Below are 23,613 nucleotides of genomic sequence, written 5' to 3' on the forward strand. Positions count from 1 at the left end.
GTCGAGGCAATGGCGCTGGTCAACGCAGCAGCAGGTGCGGATAAGGCGCTGATCAAGAACGTACGCGTTTTTGACGAATTCATCGGAGGATCGCTCGGAGAGGGTAAGAAATCGCTTGCCATTACAGTGCGTTTGCAACCCGTCAAAGCCACGCTGAAAGAGGCAGAGATTGAAGCCGTTAGCTCAAAGATCATCCAGAAAGTAAGCAAAGCAACCGGCGGCGTATTACGAGGATAGCTGACTAGAGACGGACCACGCCCTAACCTCATGTGGCCGTTGCGGTACTTTGATCTGCGTATTTTGTGAATAAACGAAGGGACAGGTTATGACATTGAAGGTCTACTTATCGGGCGAAATTCATACAGATTGGCGTGAACAGATCACGGACGGCGCCGCCGGTTTGGATGTGTCCTTCGGCGCCCCTGTCACGGATCATGCGGCCAGCGACGATTGCGGTGTTGCCATCCTAGGGGCAGAGCCCGACAAAAACTGGCATGACCGTAAAGGCGCGATGGTGAATGCGATCCGTACCCGTAAGGGAATTGAGGATGCAGATGTTGTGGTAGTGCGCTTTGGCGACCAGTATAAACAATGGAATGCAGCGTTTGATGCGGGATACGCCGCAGCACTGGGTAAATCATTGATTATCTTGCATGGGCCGGATCATGCCCATCCGCTCAAGGAAGTTGACGCCGCAGCGTTGGCGGTGGCGGAACATCCCGCGCAGGTGGTGCAGATACTACAGTATGTTCTGACGGGTCAGTTGCCGGACTAGACGAGCGAAACTTGCACTGCCAACTGTGACCTCCTGTATCTTTCAGGCCTTAGACGCTCTTTTGTGCATTGGACTGCCGCCAGTAAGCTCCAGCGGCTTGAGATTCTGAGATCACTCAATGAAGTGCAATCAGAAGTTGTTCTGATGGATTGCAAAATCGAGCTTGCCGAACGGGAGATATTCAGATCTGTTTGATCAGCATATTTCTTGACAGACGGCGCCACGGGGCAATTGTTTGGAGCGTCGGTTCAATTCAGCCACCCTTCTGAACGAAAAAAGCGCTGGAACTTTGGCTCGGGTGTGAATATTCAAGCCAAAGGTAATTGTGCGATACTGTTTTGCATTCGCCGACGACCGATAAAGTAGTTTATTCTTGAAAAATTATGGATCGCACCAAATTGGGGGTCCATTGGCATAAAGTAGAGGAAATCCATATGCACAAACTCATGCTGACTGCAGGCGCCGCGATCATCGCGGCAGGTACGCTTGTGACCACCGAAGCGAGAGCTGACACTTTTGAAAAATTCGGCGACGTTGAAGGCTGGAATGTCTTCATCGACAAAGAAAAGATGTCTTGCCTGATCGAAAAATCTGATGATGTCGGCAACGTTGTCCAGATGGGCCTGACGACCGATCGCGCCGTCGCATATGTTGGTGTGTTCACCAATCAGGAAACCGACGTTAAGAAAGGCGACAAAGAAGCTGTTGCTATTCTTCTTGATGACCAGCTTTATGTTGGCGAGGCAACCGGAATGCGCGGCAATATCACCAAAGGATATAGCGGTGGTTACGTCTTGTCGGACGACCCTCAATTTGTTGACGATGTGGCTCAAAAATACACAATGACTGTGTTTCCGGAAAAGGAATACGCTTTCGTCGTGGATCTGGCCGGTACAAAAAAGGCCATCGAAATGGCACGTGAATGTAATAGCGGGCTGTAGAACTGCATATTCGTCGGTTAAGACGTTATTTGGGCCGATCAATTCACCGTGAATTGATCGGCCCATTTTTTTTGTGACGCTAAACTCCTGCACCCCGGAATAGCCTGCCAACATCGGGCTGGGGTGGGCCATCATGTTAACCGGACCTCGTCCGAGCCTCGAATGTGGCTTGCGAGGCCGGGGTTGAACGCGCTTGGCCAAGCCTGCTTGTTGACCAAACCGAAATAAGTTACACTTTTGTTTCTGGTTATTATTATTCAATAATACCAATTATATACCCTCCGAGAGTCGGAGCGCAAAGGGAGATATTATGAAACAATTCCATGACAATACCATTATGAGAAATAGTCGACTTCGCTTCGCTGGAGCGCTTTTCGCTGCTGTGGCGCTGGTTGCTGGATCAGCCAATGCACAGGACGCGGACAAACCAAATATTCTGGTGATCTGGGGTGATGACATCGGCCAGTTCAACGTTAGCGCATACAACCGTGGCATGATGGGTTATCGAACGCCCAACATCGACCGACTGGCGGCAGAAGGTGCGTTGTTTACGGACTGGTATGGCCAGCAAAGTTGCACCGCTGGTCGCGCTGCCTTTATTACCGGCCAGTCTCCAATCCGCACCGGCCTCACTAAGGTTGGCTTGCCGGGCGCGCCAGAAGGCATGAAAATCGAGGACCCGACAATTGCGGGCCTTCTCAAGCCGCTTGGGTATATGACTGCACAGTACGGCAAGAACCACTTGGGCGATCGAGACGAGATGCTGCCAACGAATAACGGGTTCGACGAATTTTACGGCAATCTCTATCATCTCAACGCCGAGGAAGAGCCTGAAAACGTCGACTATCCCAAAAGCGAAGAATTTCGTGCAAACTTTGGTCCGCGCGGCGTGATCAAGTCGTCGGCTGACGGCTCTATCGAAGATACCGGACCGCTCAGCAAAAAGCGCATGGAAACGGTGGACGAGGAAGTAACGGCCGCCGCACTCGATTTTATGGACAGAGCCCACGAACAGGGAAAGCCTTTCTTTCTGTGGTGGAACTCAACACGGATGCACATTTTTACGCATCTCAAGCCTGAATCCGTCGGAGTGACCGGACAGGGCGTCTATGCTGACGGCATGGTTGAACATGATGGTATGGTTGGGCAGTTGCTCGACAAGATTGACGATCTTGGCATCGCCGACAATACAATCGTGATGTATTCCACGGATAACGGCGCCGAAACCTTCACATGGCCAGACGGAGGCACAACGATGTTCAAAGGCGAGAAGAACACCCAATGGGAGGGTGGTTTTCGCGTTCCAACGGTGATCCGCTGGCCGGGCACAATTGCACCGGGAACAGTGATCAATGATATCGGCGCGCATGAAGACATGTTGCCGACATTGCTAGCGGCCGCCGGTGCGCCGGATATCAAAGAGCAGCTTTTGCAAGGTGGCGTTCAGGCAATTGGTCGTGAGTACAAAGTGCATCTTGATGGCTATGATCTGGCACCAGCGTTGAAAGGCGAGGCCGATTGGCCGCGCAATGATTTCTTCTACTGGACTGACGACGGTTCGGTCGCAGCCTTGCGCTATAACGATTGGAAGATCACATTCCTGCGTCAGAATGCAGAGGGTATGAGAGTCTGGACCACGCCGTTCGAGGTTTTGCGGGCTCCGTCCATCACGAACTTGCGGATGGATCCTTTCGAGCGTGCCGAGGCCGAAGATGCAATGGGATATCAACGTTGGTGGGCCGAGCGCATGTTCGTTTTCGCCCCTGCAGGGGCCTATGTTGCCAACTGGCTACAAAGCTTTGCCGAATTCCCGCCGCGCCAAAAGCCGGGGAGCTTCAATCTTGATCGGGTGATGGAATCGGTGATGACTGGATCGCAGGGCAACCAGTAAAAGCCCATTCAGGCATAAATGAACAACGGAAGGCGGGTTTTGATAGCGAAATCCGCCTTCCTTTTGACTGCCCTGTTTGGGTTTGTTGTCGTGTGGGATCATCGAGCGCTCTACCGATCCACAGAGAGCGCATTTGATTGTTAGATTTAGCTGGAAGGGCCTGATCTTGACCTTTATTGCACAGGCATTTGCCATAGGGCGCATCGTGTCTACGATGGTTTTTGTCGCAGCCCCTACTTTCGCCCAAGGACAGAATACCCCGGCTTATGTCGGGTCGCAGGCCTGCGCAGATTGTCACACGGACGCAACCGAGAACTGGACCGGATCTGACCATGCCCTTGCATGGACGACGCCGACTGCCGAGAACATTGTCGCAGATTTCGACGGAACCGAATTCAGTCATGATGGCATGTTGGCCCAGTTTCGCATCGAGGACGGTCGCCATTTTGCAACGGTGACCGAGAAGGATGGCGCAACCACAGATTATCCGGTGCACTCTGTCGCTGGCATCAAGCCGTTGCAGCAGTATCTTCTGGAAACTGAACCGGGCCGTTTGCAGAGCTTTGATGTGGTTTGGGATACAGAGCAGAAAACCTGGTTTCATCTCTACCCGGACCAGGATCTGCCACCAGATGACGGGTTGCATTGGACTGGCCCTTACAAAACTTGGAATGCGCGCTGCGCCGAGTGTCACGCCACTGGTTTTGAAAAGAACTATGACCCTGAAAACCACACTTATTCCTCCACACAAGCCGAAATGGGTGTGGGATGCGAATCCTGCCACGGCCCAGCTGCGGCGCACCTTGCATGGACCAAAGATCAGGACATTTCGGGATGGGATGGACAGGTCAACGCAGTTGGTCTGACGATGGCCTTTGATGGCGCCGAGAGCACGATGCAGCAATGCGCCGGTTGTCATTCGCGGCGCGAGGCGCAGGGGCAAGGCAATCCGCTGCCCGGCACGCCATATCATGACGCCTACAATCTGGCGCAGCTCCGACCCGGGCTTTACCATGCGGATGGGCAAATCCTCGACGAGGTTTATGTTTACGGATCGTTCCTGCAGTCAAAAATGTATGCGAAAGGTGTCGGATGCACGAACTGCCACAACGCCCATTCGACGGACCTGAAAGCCGAAGGTAACGCGGTCTGCACACAGTGCCATTCTCAGGCGGGAAATGCAGAGTTTACCACCCTGAAACCAGCGCTTTATGACAGCCCGGAGCACCATTTTCACGCGGAAGGTTCTGAGGGGGCCCAGTGCAAGAACTGCCATATGATTGAGCAGTTCTACATGGGTGTGGACGGGCGACGCGACCATAGTTTCCGGATCCCGCGGCCCGATCTGGCAGCCGAGATCGGCAGCCCGGATGCCTGCACAAGTTGCCATCAGGACCAATCTGCCGACTGGGCCGCCGCCCAGATCGCTGACTGGTATCCGACTTCGCAAAACCGGGGTCCGCATTATGGGCAGACCCTCGCCAAAGGTCGGGCCAACCCGGTCGCGGCGGCAGGGGCGCTCTCGGATCTGGCGGCAGATGCCGACCAGTCGGGAATCGTCCGGGCCACCGCCTTGTGGCTGCTTGAGCAATCCGGCGATCCGGCGGTTGCCGAAAGATTTGTGCCGCTCCTGTCAGACCCGGATCCGGTTATCCGAACCGCGGCCATTGGTCTGCAGCGGCTGGCGCCGGATCAGGACAGGGTTCTTCGGTTGGTTGATTTGCTTGCTGACCCAATCAAAACCGTGCGTATCGTTGCAGCACGCCAGTTGGTGGATGCGCCGATCGCGCGGCTGCCCAAGAGAATGGCGGCAAATCTTAAAGGTGCGACGTCTGAGTGGAGACAGTCACTGGCCAACCGGTTTGATTTTCCTGAGACTCATCTGCAACTTGGCGGTATCGCACTGGCCATGCGTAACCCACCGGCGGCAACCACTGCTTTCAGAGAAGTCGTTCGTCTTGATCCTCAGCGCGTTGATGCGTGGGTGATGCTTGTGCGTATCGCCGCCGCAACTGAAGGTCTGGAGGCAACACGCTCGGTGCTGGCCGACGCACTTGAGATCAACCCCAATGATCCGAATCTGCTGCAGTTTGCCGAGGAAATTGGTACGGTTCCCGACAGTTCATCACCCTGAAAACACCCAGTTATGCGACCGCCAGCACAATCTTCCCGATATGGCTGCCGCCTACCATGCGCTCATGGGCCTCAATCGCCTCGGCCAGATCAAACTCGCTGTCGATGACGGGCGCAATCTGCCCCGCTTCCAGCAACGGCCAGACCGCCTCTCGCAGATCTGATGCGATCCGGGCCTTGGCCAGAGAGCTTTGCGGGCGCAAAGTGCTGCCGGTGACAGTCAGTCGCCGCATCATGATTTGGGCAAAGTTCAGTTTGACTTCTGGGCCTTGCAGGAATGCGATCTGAACCAGACGTCCGTCATCTGCAAGGGCACTGATATTCCGGGGGAGGTAGTCGCCGCCGACCATGTCCAGAATCAGATTGGCGCCGCCTTCGGCCTTCAGTATCGCAACAAAATCACTTTCTCGATAATTGATGGCCTGTTCGGCCCCCAAAGAAAGACAGACCTCACATTTCGTCGCGGACCCGGCAGTTGCAAACACTCGCGCGCCAAATGCATTGGCCAGTTGAATCGCGGTGGTCCCGATGCCGGACGAGCCGCCATGCACCAGGAACCGTTCCCCTGCTACAAGCTGGCCGCGAATGAAGACATTGGAAAAAACGGTAAAATATGTTTCAGGCAGGCACGCTGCCTGCTTTAGGTCCATGCCCTTGGGAATCGGCAAACAATGCGCTGCAGGGGTCGTCACGTATTCGGCATATCCACCACCGGGAAGCAGGGCACAGACCTCGTCGCCCAAGTTCCAGCCCGAAACGCCTGGTCCGATGCCGGCGATAACACCTGAGGCCTCCAGGCCCGGCAGGTCGCTGGCGGTTGGGGGCGGGGCATATGCGCCCGCACGTTGCAGTACATCTGGGCGATTGACCCCGGCATAAGCAACTTGGATCAACACGTCTTGATATCCCGGCGCAGGCACCGGTCGGCTGGTCATCTGCAAAACGTTGGGCCCTCCGGGCTCGGTGATCTCAATTGCGCGCATGGTTCGGATCATCAGAGCAGGCTCCTCGTTGTTACGCCTTGCTTAGCAGTTTGCGGGCCTGCGCGAAACTACAGATCACGCGTGCAAGTCAACCTGCAAATCGGACGCTCTGCCGGCAAAAGAAGATCGGCCGCGCTGTTCAGAGGAGTGCTTTCAAGGGTCGCCCCGATCTGGGTTCAATCATGAGGTCTGTTCCAGCGGCCCGGCAGGTCCTCATAGGGTGTTTTTGACGGGGCTTTGACTTTGCCGAGTGCCCAGATTGGCCCGGACAGAGCACGTTTCAAAAAGGGGTTTTCGTTCACCTGCGCCTTGAATTTCTCAAACTGCATCACGTTCTCGATGCGGCGATCAAGGAAGGCCCATGTGGCCTGATGGTCGATCGAATCGTCGCCAAGCCAATACAGCACTGTCGAACTGTAGACAGCGCTCAGGGTCGCTCGTTTTGTGTACCAGTTCACATCGTCCGAGGTATCACCCAACGCGTCCCAAATTTTGTCACAGGTGCCCCAAATTGCCTTGGCCCCGTCTGCGGCGTGATGTGGCAAAGCAAACAAGGAAGTGCCACGGCGCACAACCTCTTTGTCGTCCACTGCTTCGAGACGGAATCGCACGGCCGCGGCGATTTTTTCGCGAAACTTCAGGGCACTCATGTCGGTCGCCTTGATCCGCTCCAGCATGGCTTTGTCGCCCGCAGAATGAAAGGCCACCGCCAGATCAACGGCACCACGAGGACAGGCGGTACGGGCAAGTGCTGCGTCCAAGCCGCTGTCCGAAATTGCGGCCCTAAACGTCGCCTCAGACCACCCATCAAACGGGACGTGGGTCAACGCAGCCTTTAGCAAAACGGCAACTGGATCATCGTTTGGTGAGGTGGACATGGCTGTCTCCTACTGTGTCTTGTTGATACTAGACAACATAACGGGGCTTTGCTATATGGCCAATTCCTGCAAATCATTGCAACTCATACTAGAAAGGTGGTGAAAACCACATGCAGGTTAGTGTTCGTGACAACAATGTCGATCAGGCGCTCCGCGCTCTGAAGAAAAAGCTGCAGCGTGAAGGCGTCTTCCGCGAAATGAAGCTCAAGCAACATTTCGAAAAGCCGTCCGAGAAAAAAGCGCGCGAGAAAGCTGAAGCGATCCGCCGTGCCCGTAAACTGGCGCGTAAGAAAGCACAGCGCGAAGGTATGCTCTAAGCTCCTTCTATCGGCCTTTTTGGCTTCCAGTTCTTTTCTGGACACAAAGTTGATGACCCCCGCGCCATGGCTCGGGGGTTTGTCATTTCTAGCCCCCTTATCCAGACCGCCAGCTATCCCGTCTACCGCCCCTCCGCGCAGGCCGCTTAGCACCATGGAGGCACCCGCTTTGCTTGCTGAGCAAAGTCGTGACGGCCTGTCTTTTCAGCCTGTAGGCAAAAAACCCCCCACAACTAAACTTAAGCGTGTATTTTTTTCACACAGGTTCTATACTGGATGCATTGGGCGACACCTCTGGGTTTCCCCGCCCATGTGCTTGCAGCCGGATTTGGAACACCCGGCTCTACCCGAGGTGACATAGCGCACCCCCTAGTTATTAGGCGCGCCTTGCCCCCCTGCGCTCAAGGCATATGTCACCTCGGGACCTTTTCCTTCTTTCCCCAGGCCTTGCCCGTATGCTCCCCGCGACTGCCGGGTTTCAAATTGCTTACCTCTCCCCCTTGCCCGGATCCGCTCACCAGCTGGGCGCTCAGTTTGGCGGGACGGACCAGGTAACCGGAACTGAGATTGGTCCTCGAAAGGCCCAGCCGCCGAACTGGGTATCTCCTGAAAGGCGCAGATCCTGCGTCGCCTCGAACAGCATCGGCAGCGCCACTTGGCTGATGAGCGCCTTGGACAGCCAGGCCCCGGCACAGAAATGCGGCCCGGCCCCAAAAGAAATCGCGGCAGCGCAATCGCGGTGCAGATCAAAGACATCCGGCCGTTCAAAGATGCGTTCATCCCGATTGCCCGAGCCATACATCAAAAACACCCGATCCTCTGGCAGCAGGGTCGCCCCCTGCAGTTGGTATTCTTGTGCCACCCGGCGCGGCGACATCCCAATGGGAGAGATCCATCGCGCGTATTCCTCAAAGGCCTGCATCCAGGAAATCTGCCCCGACAGAACCTGTTGCAGCTGGTCGCGGTGGCGCAACAGGGCCCAGACCGTGCCGGCAATGGCATCGCGTGGTTCATTCTGACCGCCAGAGATGGCAAGCTTGATATTGGCCCGTATCGCCGCATCCTTGAGCCCTGCCCGTTGCTGCACCGCCAAAAGAGAGCGATCTTCGGGATCCAAAGGTTGCGCCAGCCTGGCGCTGATGCAGGCATCAATCCTGTCGGTGGCGGCGTGGCAGCGGCGTTCAATATCGGTATCGCCTGCATAATTGGCACAGCCATCAATCATATGCTGACTGACCTGATCCATCTCAAAAGCTGTCAAATTGGTCAGCCCGGTGATCCGCTTCAGCGCCTCACCCGAGACAACCATGGCGTAGTCGCGCACCAGATCACAACCGCCCTTGGGCACCAGCTGTTCAAGTACATCCTGCGTCAGAGCCTGAAACTGCACCAACCAGTGATCACGCACCGTTTTGGGAGAGACCGTGGGAAAAATCGCCCGGCGCTCTTGCATATGCGCGTCGCCATCTTTGCGCATCATGTTCTCACCCATCAACTGGACCATCAACCCATCCGGCTGCTCAGAGGAGAAAACCGCCACTTTCTTTTCTTGGTGAAAAATGTCGTCGCGGCGTGTGATCAAATAGGCCTGCAGCTGCGGCACATAGACCACCGCAGCCCGCTTTCGCATCTGGGCAAGGTCGGGATAGGGGTCCTTCCAAAACCGATCAAGGTCAATATCATACCGTTCAGCCCGCTCCATCTCCGCCCCCCTTGTTGTGCATGTCTTCACTGAAAGGTGAATGAGTTGTCATGTCAACACGTGAGCTCTAAGATGGGGTCATGAGTGAGAGACAATCCCTGCCTGACGATATGTTCCTGGTCACCGCCACCGGCAGCGCGGAAGATCCAGCCGCGCCAACGCTGAGCCTGCGCAACAGCCCTGTTGTGCTGGTGACCTTTGCTGGCAACCGGCTGACCCGGGAAGCCACCCGCGCCTATCAGGCCGAATTTGGCATCGGCGTGATGGACTGGCGTATGCTGGTGATGCTGACCCGCAGCCCCGGCTGCTCTGTCGCCCAGGCGGCCCGCCTTACAGGCATCGACAAGGCCGCCGTCAGCCGGTCTTTGCAGCGGCTCGAAAGCACCGGGCTGGCACAGTCTGAGGCCCAGGGCGGAGATGAGCGGCGCAAGTCCTGGAGCCTCACCCCAAAAGGCCAGGATCTTCACGGCAAAATCCTGCCCCGCGCGCTCGAACGTCAGCAGGATTTGTTAAAAGGATTCACCCCCGAAGAGACCGCCCAGTTTATCACCTACATGCAACGGTTTCTGGCCAATATCGAAACCTCACCTTAGGCGCCCCTGCGCTGTGCCCTCAGGCACAGCGCCAGGCCCAACAGTGTGGGGCCTTCGTCAGAAGGTCGCTAAGCTGGCGGGAGCCCCCCCTTTGCCTTTATGACCTTAGACCTTAGTAGATTTTTGGCACATACAGCTCATCCGGCAGCACCCGGCGTTCATAATCAGGATTATACTCCCGATCCGGCAAAGACACTTTTTCGCTGCTCACCTCTTTATAGGGGATCTTGCTCAAAAGATGCTCGATGCAGTTCAGGCGTTCGCGCTTTTTGTCGTTGCCTTCAACGATATACCAAGGCGCCTCGGGGATGTTGGTGCGCTCAAACATCTCTTCTTTGGAGGTGGTATACTGTTCCCAGCGGATGCGGCTTTCCAGATCCATCGGAGACAGTTTCCACTGTTTCATCGGGTCGTGAATGCGCATCATGAACCGCAGCTGCTGCTCTTCATCGGTGATCGAGAACCAGTATTTCAACACGATGGTGTTTGAACGCACCAACATACGTTCAAATTCCGGCACATCTCGAAAGAAGGTTTCCACCTGGTCGTCGTCGGCAAAGCCCATCACCCGTTCCACTCCGGCGCGGTTGTACCAGGAGCGGTCAAACAACACGATCTCACCGCCCGCAGGCAGATGTGGCACATAGCGCTGGAAATACCATTGGCTTTGCTCCCGTCGGCTGGGGGCCGGCAGCGCCACTACCCGCGCCACCCGCGGATTGAGCCGCTGGGTGATCCGCTTGATCACCCCGCCCTTGCCGGCACTGTCGCGCCCTTCCATGATCACCAGCACCTTGGCACCAGTCTCCACCACCCAATCCTGCAACTTGATCAGCTCTGCCTGAAGCCGCAGCAGGTTGCGGAAATAGACTTTGCGATCCAACATCTCCGGGTGCTGTTCGCGGTAGATCTTGCGCAGCTCCATGGACAACATCGGTTCGGCAAATTCAATTTCGATATCCTCGTCCAAAGTGTCCTGCAGCTCAGCCTCAAGCCAATCATAGGAGTCGGAGTCGATATCGCTGGTCACAGGCGTATTCCTTATATTGTGTTGTCTTTTGTCGATCCCACTACCAAGCCAGTGTGATCCTTTGATGTCACGCGCAAAAAAACTGCGGGATCGCGACTGTTGAGCAAAGCCGCGTCTGGTCAGTCAAATCGGGACCCGTCACGGCACTCTGCCATGGGTCAATGGAACCGCGTTTCCCCCTGGGGTGCAACCGTAATTTCTGCGGTTGCGACATCCCGGCACCACTGCATCGCCTCTCTGCTCAAAGGATCAGCAGCGCTATCCGCGCGCAGCCGCAAGGATCAGATCCGCAGCCTTTTCGCCGATCATGATACTGGGGGCATTGGTATTGCCGCTGGGAATGGTGGGCATGGCGCTGGCATCCGCCACCCGCAGCCCTGTGACCCCTCGCAGGCGCAGCTCTGCATCCAGCGGCGCCGTGTCCTCTGCCCCCATATGCACGGTGCAGGTGGGGTGAAAAATCGTGGTGCCAATTTCCCCGGCGGCCTTTACCAGATCCTCCACCGCATCCGAAGCCCCTCCGGGCTTCATCTCCTGCGGGCCATAGCCCTGCATGGCCGGCTGCGCCATAATCTGGCGCGCCTGACGGATTGCCGCCACCGCCACCTGACGATCGCCCTCGGTGGACAGGTAATTTGGCGCAATCTCAGGCGCCTGATGGGGATCGTCCGACGTGATCTGAACCGTGCCCCGGCTTTCAGGCCGCAGGTTGCAGACACTGGCGGTCAGCCCGGGGAAATCATGCAGCGGCTGGCCAAAGGCCTCCAGTGTCAGGGGCTGCACGTGATATTCCAGATCCGGAGTTGCCAGATCAGGACGCGAGCGCGAAAACGCCCCCAGCTGACTGGGCGCCATCGACATCGGCCCCGAGCGCTTCAGCGCATATTCCAAGCCAATCTTGGCCTTGCCCAGTGTTGAGTTCGCCAGAGTGTTCAGGGTCTTTCCCCGCTCCAGCCGCCAGGCACAGCGCAGTTGCAAATGGTCCTGCAGGTTGGCGCCCACCGCTGGCATATCCCGCTGCACCGCAATGCCGTGGCGCTGCAACAGCTCCCCCGGCCCCAGCCCGGACAGTTGCAGGATCTGCGGCGAGTTCACCGCCCCGGCAGACAACACCACCTCAGCACGCGCCCGCACCTGATGAGTGCTGCCGCCCTTGTCATATTCCACGCCAACCGCGCGGCCATCCTCGATCAGGATGCGACGGGTATGGGCCTTGGTCTCAACCTTCAGGGTGCTGCCAGTGACCGTGCGCAAAAAGGCCTTGGCGGTGTTCATCCGCCAGCCGCCGCTCTGATTGACCCGGAAATAGCCGACGCCTTCGTTATTGCCGGTGTTGAAATCGGTGACTTTGGGCAGGCCCCAGCTGGCGGCGGCCTGCATCCAGTCGTCCAGGACATCCCAGTGCAGCCGCTGGTTTTCCACCCGCCATTCGCCGCCAGCGCCATGCATTTCAGACGCGCCGTCCACATAGTCTTCGGACTTTTTGAAATAGGGCAGCACATCGTCCCAGCCCCAGCCCGCCAGCCCACGCTGGCGCCAGCCGTCATAATCCGCCGCCTGCCCGCGCAGATAAAGCATGCCGTTGATCGACGAACATCCCCCCAGAACCTTGCCACGGGGATACAGCAGGCTGCGCCCATTCAGCCCTGCCTCGGCAGCGGTGCGATACATCCAATCGGTGCGGGGATTGTCGATACAATAGAGATAGCCCATGGGGATATGGACCCAGTGATAATTGTCTTTGCCGCCCGCCTCCAGCAGCAGAACCTTATGGCCAGCTTCGCTCAGCCGCTTGGCGACAACACAGCCAGCGCTGCCCGCGCCCACCACGATATAGTCCCACTCCATCGCCCGTCTCCTGCCTCAGTTTTTCCGCAACAGACCACAGATGCCCCCAGCGCGACAGTGGGAAATCTGCAAAATCCACTGTCATCAAAGCCCTGGCCATTAGAGCCTTGTCCGCTGCCCCTAGACCGGCAGCGCGGTGGTTTTGAACACGGTCCGCAGGGCAAAGCTCGACTGCATCTGCGCCACCCCCGGCAGCCGGGTCAGGTGCTGGCGGTGGATGCGGGCAAAATCATCGGTATTTTCGGCAACAACCTTAAGCAGGTAGTCTGCGGTTCCGGCCATCAGATGGCACTCCAGCACGTCCGGAATACGCGCCACCGCCCGTTCAAATGCATCCAGCAGCTCATCCGCCTGGCTTTGTAATGTAATCTCGACAAAAACCGTGGTAGGCACCGCCATCTTGCGAGCATCCAGCAGGGCAACGTAGCTTTTGATATAGGCATCGCTTTCCAGCCGCTGCACCCGCCGATGGCAGGCGGAGGCCGACAGGTTGACCCGCTCGCTCAGCTCGGCATTGGAGATCCGCCCCTGCCGTTGCAGAACCTGTAGAATCCGACGATCCGTGTTATCAAGAGACATTTCTTCAAAGATCCTTGCTAGGTTCCGCCCGTTTAGGTGAAGATTCTTCGAATGTCATGTTTTTATTCCGCCCAAAAAAGCAGCATCTGTTGCCAGACCTGCGTCAGACTGACGCTAAGGAAACGGAGGATAGATAATGAAAATCGGCTGCCCCACAGAGATCAAGCCACAGGAATTCCGGGTTGGCATGACGCCTGACGCGGCCCGCGAAGCGGTCAATCATGGCCATCAGGCCCTTATTCAAAAGGGTGCCGGTCTGGGTGCCGGCTTTACCGATGAGGATTACATCGCCGCCGGGGCTATAATCCTCGACACCGCCGAAGAAATCTTTGCCAATGCCGACATGATCGTGAAGGTAAAAGAGCCACAAGCGGTTGAGCGCAAGATGCTTCGCGAAGGTCAACTGCTGTTCACCTATCTGCACCTGGCCCCCGATCCAGCGCAAACCCAGGACCTGCTGGCAAGCGGCTGCACCGCCATCGCCTATGAAACCGTCACCGACGCCTCCGGCGGCCTGCCCCTGCTGGCGCCCATGTCCGAAGTCGCGGGCCGCCTGGCGCCGCAGGTCGGCGCCTGGACGCTGCAAAAGGCCAACGGCGGTCGCGGCATTCTGATGGGCGGCGTGCCCGGCGTGGCCCCGGCCAGGGTAGTGGTCATTGGCGGCGGCGTTGTCGGCACCCACGCGGCCAAGATCGCTGCTGGCATGGGCGCGGATGTCACCATTCTGGACCGCTCTCTGCCCCGGCTGAAAAATCTTGATGATGTCTTTGGCCGCGACTTCAAAAACCAGTATGCTACCGCCGGTGCCACCGCCGAGCTGGTCCGCGAGGCCGACATGGTTATTGGCGCTGTGCTGATCCCGGGCGCCGAAGCCCCCAAGCTGGTATCGCGCGCCATGCTCAGCGATATGAAGCCCGGCGCGGCCTTGGTGGATGTGGCCATCGACCAAGGCGGCTGTTTTGAGACCTCCCGCGCCACCACCCATGCAGATCCGATTTATGAGGTCGATGGCATCATGCACTACTGTGTCGCCAATATGCCCGGCGCGGTTGCCCGCACCTCGACCCAGGCGCTTGGCAATGCGACCCTGCCCTTCATGCTGAGCCTGGCAGATAAAGGCTGGCGTCAAGCCTGCGAGGATGACCCGCATCTGTTGAACGGTCTCAATGTCCATGCCGGCAAGCTGACCTACTATGCCGTTGGTAAGGCCCTGGGGCTGGATGTGATCTCGCCGACCCTGGCGCTCAAATCCTAAAGCTCCCCGCCAAACTGATGGCCCGCCAGTTTCCACCAACCGGCGGGCCGTTTTGTGCTCAGACGGTAACACGCAGATACTGTTGCCGGGCGCGGATCATAGGCATAATTTACAGACGCAGGCCCCCAGATCACTTTGGGGGCCTTTTCTTATGGATCTCCCCTTGTCTGGATCCGCCCACCTGTGCTTCATCCGCAAAACCACATAACCGGAAGAGTGAGACTGATATGGACGACATGATTGAAAAGGGCTTTGCCTACTGGCCCATGGTGCTGAATGGCGGCAAGGCCCTGGCTGTTCTCATCATTGGTTGGATCGCTGCCGGAATGGTGAGCAGCGCCCTGCGCAAACGCATCAATGCCACCCCAGAAATCGACGCCACCCTGGGCAATTTTGTTGCCAGCATGGTGCGTTGGGTACTGATTGCCGTGGTGATGATTGCCGTACTGGGCATCTTTGGCATCGAAGCCACCAGCCTGGTGGCAATGATGGGCGCGGCCACTCTGGCGATTGGTCTGGCGCTGCAGGGCACGCTGAGCGATCTGGCCGCCGGTTTCATGCTGGTGTTGTTTCGCCCCTACAAGATTGGCCAATACGTCGATATTGGCGGCACCGCAGGCACGGTAAAAGATCTCAACCTGTTTGTGACAGAGCTGGCGACACCGGACAATGTGCAGATCATTATTCCCAATGGCCAGGCCTGGGGCGCGGTGATCACCAATTTCTCGCACCACGCAACCCGCCGGGTTGATATGGTCTTTGGCATCGACTACGGCGACAGCGCCGATGCGGCCAAAGCGATCATTCTGCAACAGGCCGCCGCAGACAGCCGTATCAAACAGGACCCCGAGCCATGGGTGCGGGTGACCAATCTGGGCGATAGCTCGGTTGATCTGACCACCCGCGTCTGGGTGGATGCAGCCGATTACTGGGAAGTGAAATTTGCCATGACCCAGGCGGTGAAAGAAGCCTTTGACACCAAGGGTATCTCGATCCCCTATCCCCACACTGTGGAAATCAAACGCGACTCCTAATTCTCCCGCCCGTCATCGGGATTTTGAAAAACCCTCTTCCCGTTGGGACCAGCACCCCGCCTTTGGCGGGGTGTTTTTACGAAAACGGAGGGCGACCACCCAGATTTGTCATGCCGTCAGCATCTGAAAAGGCCCAACGAGAGGCCAGCAGCTGGAAGCTTCTGTGGTCCCAGCCGGAAACATCCCGCTGAAACCGCGACCGCCAAGAGCCTTCGACATGTATCGGCAGCCGGATTGCATTGACCTCTGGTGGCTTGCGGCCTGCTTTTGCAGCTGCTTGGCTGGCCTGGACAAACATGGCTTTCACCCGGCTCTCGATTGGCAGGGCCTCTTTGGCACGGCGCCCCGCAAAGATCACAAAGACCTCTCTGGTGTTGTCGAGGTAGCCACGCACCACAAGGTCGCCGCGACTGCTGCGTTTGATGTGCGGCACCAAAGCAACCCGAAACTGACCCAGGTCCTTTTTGAACAGGCCCTGGTCTTCACTTGTGGCTGTAATCTCTTTCGGCGCGCGTCGTCGGTTCTGCATAGGTATCGTCCGTTGGAGCCTCAGAGCGGGGCTCACCAAGTGGTGGGATAAGAATGTGCTGCGCCACAGTCTAGACAACGCCCGTTAACGAGTGGTTTTTGCCGAGGCCAAACGCCTTAAAGAGCCGCAGGTTTTTGACGGGACATGATCAGGATCCTGTCGCCAAAATATGTGGCCTCTCCGGAGGTTTGATACCCTTGCTTTGCCGCAACCTGCTGCGAAGCCGCATGTTCAGGTGCAAAAATTGCCACCGTCTGTGCCCAGTCCTGCGTCTGGTCGGCCCAGTTGTGGATGCAGGCCACCGCTTCGCTGGCAATTCCGCGCCCATGGGCCTGTGTCGCCAGAACCCAGCCCGCCTCGGGGACATCCGGCAGCGGTGGCGCCACCGCGCGGCGATAATTGGCAAAGCCAACCTCCCCTAGGAACGCGCCGCTGTCACGATCGCAAACCACCCAATAGCCATAGCCCAAAGCCTGCCAATGGCCCATGTAGCGCAGCAGTCGCGCCCAGGACTGTTCAGGGCTGTTGGGCGTGCTGCCGATGTATTTCACCACGACCGGGTCGGTCCAGAGCGCCGCCACATCGTCAAAATCCTGCACCCCATGTGGGCGCAGGATCAGCCGCTCGGTCCACAAGGTTGGTGCGCTCATTTGGGCAGCGTGCCCTGCAACACATAGGTCAGGATCTCTACCACCTGGCGTGGCTCATCCGTCACCGCCAGGGCTGCGGCATGGACCTCTTTCAGGGCGTGCTGATGCTCAGGCTGGCTCAGCACGATGATGGATTTCCCCAGCGCCGCCGCATAACCCGCATCAAAGGCGGCGTTCCACTGTTTGTATTTCTCGCCAAAGCGCACCACCACCACATCCGCATCCTCCAGCCCCTTGCGGGTGCGAATGGCGTTGAGCTTGGCGCCCTTGTGATCGTGCCAGAATTTGTTGTCCTCAGCCCCCAGAATCGCCACGCCACAATCATCGCTGGCGGCATGGTCTGTCACCGGGCTTTGAAAGCTCACATCCAGCCCCTTGGCACCTTCGGTGATCTGCTCGCGCCAATCGGTGTGGATTTCGCCAGAAAGATAAACGTTGAGTGTCATGTTGCGCTCCTGCTCCAGTTGGTTTGCCCCAGACCTATGTCGGATCGCCCAGCCGCACCAGAGCACAAATCACAGACGGCGGGCCACGATATAGCGCCCCAGCGTCGAAACCGGGTAATTTGCGGTTTCAACCAGCTCAAAACCGGCGGCCTCAATCGCTGCTTCAAGCGAGGGTATATCGAAAAAATGCACCGGGCTGGTTGGCGCTTTGCCAAGAAGACGCATCACCGGGATCATGACCTTGAATGACCAATATTTGGCACTGCTCCGCGATTCCCTTAGGCAGGGTGTCTTGGATATGAACAAAGCGCCCTTTGGCAGGCGCGCAGAGACCAGCGCCAATGCGGCCTGCAAATCGGGCAGCAGGTGTAAAAGGTTATGCGCCAAGACCACATCATATGTGCCCTCTGGGGCCTGCGCCACGCTGCCCTGATGAAACTGCATGTTGCCCACCCCGGCGGTGGCGGCCCGCTCCCGTGCAATGGCAAGCATGCCCTGTGACAGATCTGAAACGGTGATCTCTGCCACTTGGCTCGCCAGCTCAATTGCTGTCGAGCCCGTACCGCAGCCCAATTCTAAAACCCGATCATCAGGTTTGAGGTAGCTACAGGTACGCGCCAACGCCTGACGATAGGCCGCCACATCGCGAATAGGATTTTGAGCATATTTGGGGGCAATTTTGTCCCAGAACGGTGCGTCGGTTTTCATCCAGTCTCTCCTGATTTACGCCCAGCTTATCCATACAGAAAAAACATATAAATTGCTAAAATTCGGGGATAACTTATACATATTTGCATGAACAAACCTGACTGGACCCATATTCGCGCCTTTCTCGCGACTGCCGACGCTGGCACGCTGTCAGCAGCAGCGCGCCAACTAAACCTGACCCAGCCAACCCTGTCCCGGCAGGTCTCGGCACTGGAAGAAAGTCTGGGCGTCATGCTGTTTGAGCGCCTTGGGCGCAGACTTGCCCTAACGGATGCCGGGCGGGAACTTTTGCCGCATGGGCGCAAGATGTTAGAGGGTGCCGATGGGCTCTGCCTTGCCGCCAGTGCCCAGGCGCAGTCCATCGAAGGCACAATCCGCATCACCGCCAGCGACATGATGTCAGCCTTTGTGCTGCCTCCTGTGTTGCAGATACTGCGCCAACAGGCCCCACGTCTGTCCATCGATATTGTGGCCGCAAATGACATCCGCGATTTGATGCGGCGTGAGGCTGATATTGCCATTCGCCATGTGCGCCCTGACCAACCAGAGCTAATCACCCGTCTGGTGCAAGAGGCCACGGCGCATTTCTACGCCGCGCCCAGTTACCTGGCTCGCCGGGGTCAGCCCGGCTCACTGGCCGCGCTGTCTTCCCATGAATTTGTAAACTTTGGAGATATCCAGCGTTCTATCGAATTTCTTGCACCGCTTGGCGTCCACCTGACACCAGATAATTTTCGTATCGGGTCCAACAGCGGGCTCGCGGCCTGGGAGCTGGTCCGGCAGGGCTTTGGCATTGGCGCAATGGCAGATGATGTTGTCGAACACTCCAGCGGCGTCGAACGGCTGTTGACCGATCAGCCCCCCATCCGCTTTCCCGTCTGGCTGACAACCCACCGTGAGCTACACAGCAGCCGACGCATTCGTCTGGTCTATGATCTGCTGGCCGAGTTCTTTGCAGCAAAATAAAACGCGCCCCGAAAGGCGCGTTTTACTGCGTTGGATCTAATAGCGCCAGACCGGCACTAGCCCCGCAGGGTGCCGCCTGTGGCCTTGGTCACCTTGGCAATGATCTTCTCGCTCACTGCCTCGATGTCCTTTTCCTTCAGCGTCTTGTCACTGGGTTGCAGGCGCACCGTCAGGGCCAGGCTCTTTTTGCCCTCGCCCAGCGACCCACCAATGAATTCGTCAAAGATACGCACATCGGTGATCAGCACCTTGTCGGCACCAGAAGCGGCATTGACCAGCGTCAGCGCTTCGACCTCAGCATCGACCACAAAGGCAAAATCACGCTCGACCGCCTGCAGATCGCTTTGTCCCAGAGCAGCCCGGGTGGCGCCACTTTTGCGCGGCAGCGGTACTTCATCCGGCCAGATGCTGAAGGCGACAACCGGGCCTTTGATCCCCATGGCATTGATCACCTTGGGGTGCAGCTCACCAAAGATGCCCAGCACCTTTTTGGGACCAAGGCAGATCTTGCCGTGACGGCCGGGATGCCACCAGTCCTGTGCGCCGCGCAGGATCTGCACCTTGGCAGGGGCACCGATGGCGGCCAGGATGGCTTCGATATCGGCCTTGGCGTCAAAGGTATCAACGCCGCGCGCCGCGCCATGCACATCCTTGGGGCCGGTGTTGCCCACCAGAATGCCCGAAATCAGATTGTGCTGCTCGCCCGGCTCGCCGCCGTGAAAGGCCGGACCAACCTCAAACAGCGCCAGATCCATGAAGCCACGCGCCTGATTGCGCGCTGCCGCCTGCAACAGGCCCGGCAGCAAGGCAGGGCGCATATGGGACATTTCCGACGAGATCGGGTTGGCCAGCATAGTGGCGTCATCGCCGCCGCCAAACAGGGCCGCCGAAGCCTGATCGATAAAGGTGTAGCTTACCACCTCGTTATAGCCGAGGCTGGCGGCGGTGCGCCGCGCCATCTGCTGGCGGCGCTGCTGCGGGGTCATCACGGCCTTGGGGATTCCATCAGTCATCCGTGCCAGCGGCTTGCCCTGCAATTTGGTCAGCGAGGCAATGCGCGCAACCTCTTCCACCAGGTCCGCCTCGCCCTGCACATCAGGGCGCCAGCTGGGCACATGGGCCATATTGCCTTCTAGGCGGAAACCAAGGCGGGTCAGGGTCTGGCGCTGATCGCTTTCGGGGATATCCATGCCCACCAGCGACTGCACCCGTTCCGCATCCAGCCTATAGGCGCGGGAGTGATCGGGCACATCGCCTGCAATCACCACCTCCGAGGCCTCGCCACCGCAAAGCTCCAGAATCATCTGGGTCGCCAGGTGCAGGCCCTGGATGGTGAACTCAGGATCGACGCCGCGTTCAAAGCGGTAGCGCGCATCCGAGTTGATCTTGAGCGCGCGACCGGCAAGGGCGATCTGCACGTGATCCCAAAAGGCGCTCTCGAGGAACACATCCACGGTCTCATCCGTACAGCCGGTGTCTTCGCCGCCCATGATGCCGGCAATGCTTTCGGCGCCGTTGTCATCCGAGATCACCATCTGCCCGGGCGCAAAGGTATATTCTTTCTCATCCAGCGCCTTCAGGGTCTCGCCGCCTGCGGCGCGATGCACCCGCAGATTGCCAGCGACCTTGGCCGCGTCAAAGACATGCAGCGGGCGGTTCTGGTCATAGGTGAAGAAGTTGGTGATATCGACCAGCGTCGAGATCGGGCGCAGACCAATCGCGGTCAGCCGATCCTGCAGCCACTGGGGGCTGGGGCCGTTCTTGACGCCTTTGATCAGGCGACCGGTGAACAGCGGGCAACCATCCTGGGTATCCTCATCAATACTCACCTTGATCGGGCAGGCAAAGCTGCCGGCTACGGGGGCAAAGTCTGAGGTTTTCAACGTACCAAGGCCACGGGCCGCCAGATCACGGGCAATGCCGTGAATGCCCAGCGCATCGGGGCGGTTTGGAGTGATGGCAATCTCGATCACCGGATCCACCTTGGCGGGCTGGTTTTCCGCCAACCAGTCAACAAAGCGATCCCCCACTTCGCCCGAGGGCAGCTCGATAATGCCGTCATGTTCATCCGACAGCTCCAGCTCGCGCTCAGAGGCCATCATGCCAAAGCTTTCGACACCGCGGATTTTGCCGACGCCAATGGTGATGTCGAGGCCGGGAATATACATGCCCGGCTTACAGACCACCACGGTGATGCCTTCGCGGGCGTTGGGGGCGCCACAGATGATCTGCATCTCGCCCTCATCCGTGTCCACTTTGCAGACCCGCAGCTTATCCGCATCCCGGTGCTTTTCGGCGTGTTTCACATAGCCCAGGGTAAAATCCTTGAGCCGATCGCCGGGATTGCTGATTTCTTCGACCTCAAGGCCAAGGTCAGTCAGGGTTTCAGCGATCTCATCCACTGATGCGTCAGTGTCGAGGTGATCTTTCAGCCAGGAAAGAGTGAATTTCATCGGTCAAGGGTCCTATGGCAAGCCATGCGTATACAGCCATAGGCAATGACAAAGATTGCCGCCCGGCGCAAGTCTTGCTGACCCTACCTGGCACGCTGGGCTGAGACTGCGACGTAAATGCGAGGGTAAGCCGGTCATGACCACCAAACAAGGGCGCATGGTGGTACTGTAGTGCACATTCCCAACCCAAGGCACGCTCCTGCCCGGGTGGGCGCAATGCGCCCGCCATCAAACCGCAGGTTTGCCTTTGGCAAAACGGGCGGGCAGGCGCGTGCCGAGCCGCAAGCGGCCCGGCTAGTTAGTCCCGTTTTCTTGCTTAATCTTTTCGACAAAATCCGAATTGGGGCTGAAACGAAACCTTGGCTTTATTAACCATGGAAAAAGTACTGCGGTAGCTCCCAAGTCTCTTCTCATTTCATCGTCCAAAAAGCTTCGCTTCTCCTGGATATCACTTAGGAGTTCTTCAGGTGACAGCCCACGTCTCACCCCGCGATCAACTTCGTGCTTTAATTGGCTACGCAATTCTCTAAAAGCGAAGAAGACTCCTGCGGATTCATAGAGCTTTAAGATCGACATTATGTGATCAGCTTGGCGGCTATTTTCGTTACGAAGTAAATAAACCGCGTAGTCGTCCATCTTTCCATCGATAAGATCGCGAAACAATGCGTCCGCGACTCTCAAAATCTCAGCAAAAAGCTCCCGCTTCTCTTTTTGCAGCAGGAATTGATGCTCAAGCCTGCGTTGCCAAGCATAGATCACAGTCGAAACCAACAACCCAACGATTGCCGCCGACGTGATCCAGCCTGCGCTCACCGGCTCAGACCACCATGCAGGGTTGGGACGTCAAGGCACTGGAAACCGTAGTGGCGCAGCCAGCGCAGGTCGGAATCAAAGAAAGCGCGCAGGTCGGGGATGCCGTATTTCAGCATCGCCAGACGATCGATGCCGATGCCAAAGGCAAAGCCCTGATAGATATCCGGGTCGATGCCGCCAGCGGCGATCACCTTGGGGTGCACCATGCCAGAGCCCAGGATCTCCATCCAGTCGTCGCCTTCGCCGATCTTTAGCTGGCCATTGTCCCAGCTGCAGCGAATATCGACCTCGGCCGATGGCTCGGTGAAGGGAAAGTGTGAGGCGCGGAAGCGCAGCTCGACGTCGTCCACCTCAAAGAAGCTTTTGACAAACTCTTCCAGCACCCATTTCAGGTTCGCCATCGAGATGTCTTTGTCCAGCGCCAGGCCTTCGACCTGGTGGAACATCGGCGTGTGGGTCTGGTCATAGTCGGCACGATAGACACCGCCAGGGCAGATGATGCGCAGGGGCGCGCCCATTTTTTCCATCGACCGGATTTGCACCGGGCTGGTGTGCGTGCGCAGCACATGCGGCGGGCGGTCGTCGCCTTCCGCACGGTGCATGTAAAACGTATCCATCTCGGCGCGGGCCGGGTGGTGGCCGGGGATGTTCAGCGCGTCAAAGTTATACCAGTCGGTATCAATGCGCGGCCCTTCGGCAACGGAAAAGCCCAGTTCGGCAAAGATTGCGGTCAGCTCTTCCTGGGCCTGGCTGATCGGATGCAGGCTGCCCTGACGCGAAGGGCGGACCGGCAGGGTCACATCCAGCCATTCGGTGCGCAGACGTTCGTCCAGCGCGGCATCCGCCAGACCAGCCTTTTTGGCAGCAAGGGCCGAGTTGATCTCATCCTTCAGCGCATTCAGCGCCGGGCCGGCCACCTGGCGCTCTTCGGGCGTCATCTTGCCCAGCTCGCGCATCTTCAGTGCGACTTCGCCTTTTTTACCAACGGCGGCGAGACGGATGGTCTCCAGCGCGTTTTCATCGGCAGCATCGGCGATCTGCCCTAGATATTTTGCTTTAAGATCGTCCATGACGGTCCCCTGAGTTTTG

General features: G+C 57.8%; 23 protein-coding genes. 10 read left to right on the forward strand and 13 right to left on the reverse strand.

The annotated features are described in order from the left end of the window. The 5 genes from QZ268_RS10785 to QZ268_RS10805 all read left to right on the forward strand — a co-directional run. Positions 1 to 237, forward strand: a 237-nt coding sequence (locus QZ268_RS10785) for a hypothetical protein (protein ID WP_295452180.1), incomplete at its 5' end; no start/stop codon positions are given. A gap of 88 nt (positions 238 to 325) precedes the next feature. After that, a complete protein-coding gene (locus QZ268_RS10790) occupies positions 326 to 775 on the forward strand; it encodes a YtoQ family protein (RefSeq protein WP_295452182.1) in 450 nt (149 codons plus the stop codon). A 434-nt stretch (positions 776 to 1,209) separates the two neighbouring features. Next, entirely contained in the window at positions 1,210 to 1,716 is a 507-nt protein-coding gene (locus QZ268_RS10795; protein WP_295452185.1) for a hypothetical protein, read from the forward strand. 310 nt (positions 1,717 to 2,026) lie between these two features. Further along, complete coding sequence (locus tag QZ268_RS10800) at positions 2,027 to 3,607, forward strand: arylsulfatase (protein ID WP_295452188.1); 1,581 nt, start codon at positions 2,027 to 2,029, stop codon at positions 3,605 to 3,607. Positions 3,608 to 3,773: 166 nt separating this feature from the next. Continuing rightward, positions 3,774 to 5,741 (forward strand): multiheme c-type cytochrome, encoded by a 1,968-nt coding sequence (locus QZ268_RS10805; protein ID WP_365321997.1) that lies wholly within the window; start codon positions 3,774 to 3,776, stop codon positions 5,739 to 5,741. A gap of 10 nt (positions 5,742 to 5,751) precedes the next feature. On the opposite strand, the gene QZ268_RS10810 is transcribed toward QZ268_RS10805, so the two are convergent. Together QZ268_RS10810 and QZ268_RS10815 are read right to left on the reverse strand one after the other, a co-directional pair. Then, the gene (locus QZ268_RS10810) at positions 5,752 to 6,735 is read right to left on the reverse strand and encodes an NAD(P)H-quinone oxidoreductase (RefSeq protein ID WP_295452190.1); all 984 of its coding nucleotides are present in this window, start codon (positions 6,733 to 6,735) and stop codon (positions 5,752 to 5,754) included. A gap of 164 nt (positions 6,736 to 6,899) precedes the next feature. Further along, positions 6,900 to 7,601 carry a COQ9 family protein gene (locus QZ268_RS10815; RefSeq protein WP_295452193.1) on the reverse strand — a complete coding sequence of 234 codons (702 nt, stop codon included), beginning with the start codon at positions 7,599 to 7,601 and terminating at the stop codon, positions 6,900 to 6,902. A 110-nt stretch (positions 7,602 to 7,711) separates the two neighbouring features. On the opposite strand from QZ268_RS10815, the gene rpsU reads away from it, so the two are divergent. After that, entirely contained in the window at positions 7,712 to 7,918 is a 207-nt protein-coding gene (rpsU, locus tag QZ268_RS10820) for a 30S ribosomal protein S21 (RefSeq protein ID WP_008207378.1), read from the forward strand. Positions 7,919 to 8,447: 529 nt separating this feature from the next. Here the strand turns inward: rpsU and QZ268_RS10825 are convergent. Continuing rightward, positions 8,448 to 9,620 (reverse strand): cytochrome P450, encoded by a 1,173-nt coding sequence (locus QZ268_RS10825; RefSeq protein WP_295452197.1) that lies wholly within the window; start codon positions 9,618 to 9,620, stop codon positions 8,448 to 8,450. An 80-nt stretch (positions 9,621 to 9,700) separates the two neighbouring features. Here QZ268_RS10825 and QZ268_RS10830 point away from each other — a divergent pair, with 80 nt between their 5' ends. Next, the gene (locus QZ268_RS10830) at positions 9,701 to 10,213 is read left to right on the forward strand and encodes a MarR family transcriptional regulator (protein ID WP_295452200.1); all 513 of its coding nucleotides are present in this window, start codon (positions 9,701 to 9,703) and stop codon (positions 10,211 to 10,213) included. Between the two features lie 112 nt (positions 10,214 to 10,325). Here the strand turns inward: QZ268_RS10830 and ppk2 are convergent, their stop codons facing one another. The 3 genes from ppk2 to QZ268_RS10845 all read right to left on the reverse strand — a co-directional run bounded on the left by ppk2 (position 10,326) and on the right by QZ268_RS10845 (position 13,670). Further along, positions 10,326 to 11,243: a polyphosphate kinase 2 gene (ppk2, locus tag QZ268_RS10835; protein WP_295452202.1), complete on the reverse strand. Its 918-nt coding sequence runs from the start codon at positions 11,241 to 11,243 to the stop codon at positions 10,326 to 10,328. Between the two features lie 258 nt (positions 11,244 to 11,501). Next, complete coding sequence (locus QZ268_RS10840) at positions 11,502 to 13,091, reverse strand: GMC family oxidoreductase N-terminal domain-containing protein (protein ID WP_295452205.1); 1,590 nt, start codon at positions 13,089 to 13,091, stop codon at positions 11,502 to 11,504. Between the two features lie 120 nt (positions 13,092 to 13,211). Continuing rightward, positions 13,212 to 13,670, reverse strand: coding sequence for an Lrp/AsnC family transcriptional regulator (locus QZ268_RS10845; protein ID WP_295452208.1), 459 nt, complete (start codon positions 13,668 to 13,670; stop codon positions 13,212 to 13,214). Between the two features lie 136 nt (positions 13,671 to 13,806). Here QZ268_RS10845 and ald point away from each other — a divergent pair, with 136 nt between their 5' ends. Both ald and QZ268_RS10855 read left to right on the forward strand, forming a co-directional pair. Continuing rightward, a complete protein-coding gene (gene ald, locus QZ268_RS10850) occupies positions 13,807 to 14,925 on the forward strand; it encodes an alanine dehydrogenase (protein WP_295452210.1) in 1,119 nt (372 codons plus the stop codon). A gap of 227 nt (positions 14,926 to 15,152) precedes the next feature. Further along, the gene (locus tag QZ268_RS10855; protein ID WP_295452213.1) at positions 15,153 to 15,959 is read left to right on the forward strand and encodes a mechanosensitive ion channel domain-containing protein; all 807 of its coding nucleotides are present in this window, start codon (positions 15,153 to 15,155) and stop codon (positions 15,957 to 15,959) included. A gap of 76 nt (positions 15,960 to 16,035) precedes the next feature. On the opposite strand, the gene QZ268_RS10860 is transcribed toward QZ268_RS10855, so the two are convergent. From QZ268_RS10860 to QZ268_RS10875, 4 genes are all read right to left on the reverse strand, one after another. Beyond that, on the reverse strand, positions 16,036 to 16,488 hold the full coding sequence (locus QZ268_RS10860; protein WP_295452216.1) for a hypothetical protein: 453 nt from the start codon (positions 16,486 to 16,488) through the stop codon (positions 16,036 to 16,038). A gap of 116 nt (positions 16,489 to 16,604) precedes the next feature. Then, complete coding sequence (locus QZ268_RS10865; protein ID WP_295452218.1) at positions 16,605 to 17,138, reverse strand: GNAT family N-acetyltransferase; 534 nt, start codon at positions 17,136 to 17,138, stop codon at positions 16,605 to 16,607. Next, positions 17,135 to 17,584, reverse strand: a complete 450-nt coding sequence (locus QZ268_RS10870; RefSeq protein ID WP_295452221.1) for a YtoQ family protein — start codon at positions 17,582 to 17,584, stop codon at positions 17,135 to 17,137. The genes QZ268_RS10865 and QZ268_RS10870 overlap by 4 nt, the downstream gene beginning before the upstream one ends. Before the next feature lie 69 nt (positions 17,585 to 17,653). After that, positions 17,654 to 18,292, reverse strand: a complete 639-nt coding sequence (locus tag QZ268_RS10875; protein ID WP_295452223.1) for a class I SAM-dependent methyltransferase — start codon at positions 18,290 to 18,292, stop codon at positions 17,654 to 17,656. An 87-nt stretch (positions 18,293 to 18,379) separates the two neighbouring features. Here QZ268_RS10875 and QZ268_RS10880 point away from each other — a divergent pair, with 87 nt between their 5' ends. Next, complete coding sequence (locus tag QZ268_RS10880; protein WP_295452226.1) at positions 18,380 to 19,258, forward strand: LysR family transcriptional regulator; 879 nt, start codon at positions 18,380 to 18,382, stop codon at positions 19,256 to 19,258. 56 nt (positions 19,259 to 19,314) lie between these two features. Here the strand turns inward: QZ268_RS10880 and pheT are convergent, their stop codons facing one another. From pheT to pheS, 3 genes are all read right to left on the reverse strand, one after another. Beyond that, a complete protein-coding gene (gene pheT / locus QZ268_RS10885) occupies positions 19,315 to 21,711 on the reverse strand; it encodes a phenylalanine--tRNA ligase subunit beta (RefSeq protein ID WP_295452228.1) in 2,397 nt (798 codons plus the stop codon). A 294-nt stretch (positions 21,712 to 22,005) separates the two neighbouring features. Beyond that, positions 22,006 to 22,524: a hypothetical protein gene (locus QZ268_RS10890; RefSeq protein ID WP_295452231.1), complete on the reverse strand. Its 519-nt coding sequence runs from the start codon at positions 22,522 to 22,524 to the stop codon at positions 22,006 to 22,008. Further along, the gene (gene pheS, locus QZ268_RS10895; protein WP_295452232.1) at positions 22,521 to 23,594 is read right to left on the reverse strand and encodes a phenylalanine--tRNA ligase subunit alpha; all 1,074 of its coding nucleotides are present in this window, start codon (positions 23,592 to 23,594) and stop codon (positions 22,521 to 22,523) included. Before pheS ends, QZ268_RS10890 begins: the two co-directional genes overlap by 4 nt. Positions 23,595 to 23,613: the final 19 nt, after the last annotated feature.

The organism is uncultured Pseudophaeobacter sp. (assembly GCA_905479575.1).
Lineage (GTDB): Bacteria > Pseudomonadota > Alphaproteobacteria > Rhodobacterales > Rhodobacteraceae > Pseudophaeobacter.

What these genes read in the sequence shown, in the direction of transcription:
- QZ268_RS10855 (WP_295452213.1), top strand. Translation starts at nt 15,153, where the DNA reads ATGGACGACATGATTGAAAAGGGCTTTGCCTACTGGCCCATGGTGCTG.
- QZ268_RS10845 (WP_295452208.1), bottom strand. Translation starts at nt 13,670, where the DNA reads ATGTCTCTTGATAACACGGATCGTCGGATTCTACAGGTTCTGCAACGG.
- QZ268_RS10830 (WP_295452200.1), top strand. Translation starts at nt 9,701, where the DNA reads ATGAGTGAGAGACAATCCCTGCCTGACGATATGTTCCTGGTCACCGCC.
- QZ268_RS10810 (WP_295452190.1), bottom strand. Translation starts at nt 6,735, where the DNA reads ATGATCCGAACCATGCGCGCAATTGAGATCACCGAGCCCGGAGGGCCC.
- QZ268_RS10815 (WP_295452193.1), bottom strand. Translation starts at nt 7,601, where the DNA reads ATGTCCACCTCACCAAACGATGATCCAGTTGCCGTTTTGCTAAAGGCT.
- QZ268_RS10860 (WP_295452216.1), bottom strand. Translation starts at nt 16,488, where the DNA reads ATGCAGAACCGACGACGCGCGCCGAAAGAGATTACAGCCACAAGTGAA.
- QZ268_RS10795 (WP_295452185.1), top strand. Translation starts at nt 1,210, where the DNA reads ATGCACAAACTCATGCTGACTGCAGGCGCCGCGATCATCGCGGCAGGT.
- QZ268_RS10825 (WP_295452197.1), bottom strand. Translation starts at nt 9,620, where the DNA reads ATGGAGCGGGCTGAACGGTATGATATTGACCTTGATCGGTTTTGGAAG.
- QZ268_RS10790 (WP_295452182.1), top strand. Translation starts at nt 326, where the DNA reads ATGACATTGAAGGTCTACTTATCGGGCGAAATTCATACAGATTGGCGT.
- QZ268_RS10840 (WP_295452205.1), bottom strand. Translation starts at nt 13,091, where the DNA reads ATGGAGTGGGACTATATCGTGGTGGGCGCGGGCAGCGCTGGCTGTGTT.
- QZ268_RS10875 (WP_295452223.1), bottom strand. Translation starts at nt 18,292, where the DNA reads ATGAAAACCGACGCACCGTTCTGGGACAAAATTGCCCCCAAATATGCT.
- QZ268_RS10865 (WP_295452218.1), bottom strand. Translation starts at nt 17,138, where the DNA reads ATGAGCGCACCAACCTTGTGGACCGAGCGGCTGATCCTGCGCCCACAT.
- pheS (WP_295452232.1), bottom strand. Translation starts at nt 23,594, where the DNA reads ATGGACGATCTTAAAGCAAAATATCTAGGGCAGATCGCCGATGCTGCC.
- QZ268_RS10800 (WP_295452188.1), top strand. Translation starts at nt 2,027, where the DNA reads ATGAAACAATTCCATGACAATACCATTATGAGAAATAGTCGACTTCGC.
- QZ268_RS10880 (WP_295452226.1), top strand. Translation starts at nt 18,380, where the DNA reads ATGAACAAACCTGACTGGACCCATATTCGCGCCTTTCTCGCGACTGCC.
- QZ268_RS10870 (WP_295452221.1), bottom strand. Translation starts at nt 17,584, where the DNA reads ATGACACTCAACGTTTATCTTTCTGGCGAAATCCACACCGATTGGCGC.
- pheT (WP_295452228.1), bottom strand. Translation starts at nt 21,711, where the DNA reads ATGAAATTCACTCTTTCCTGGCTGAAAGATCACCTCGACACTGACGCA.
- rpsU (WP_008207378.1), top strand. Translation starts at nt 7,712, where the DNA reads ATGCAGGTTAGTGTTCGTGACAACAATGTCGATCAGGCGCTCCGCGCT.
- ald (WP_295452210.1), top strand. Translation starts at nt 13,807, where the DNA reads ATGAAAATCGGCTGCCCCACAGAGATCAAGCCACAGGAATTCCGGGTT.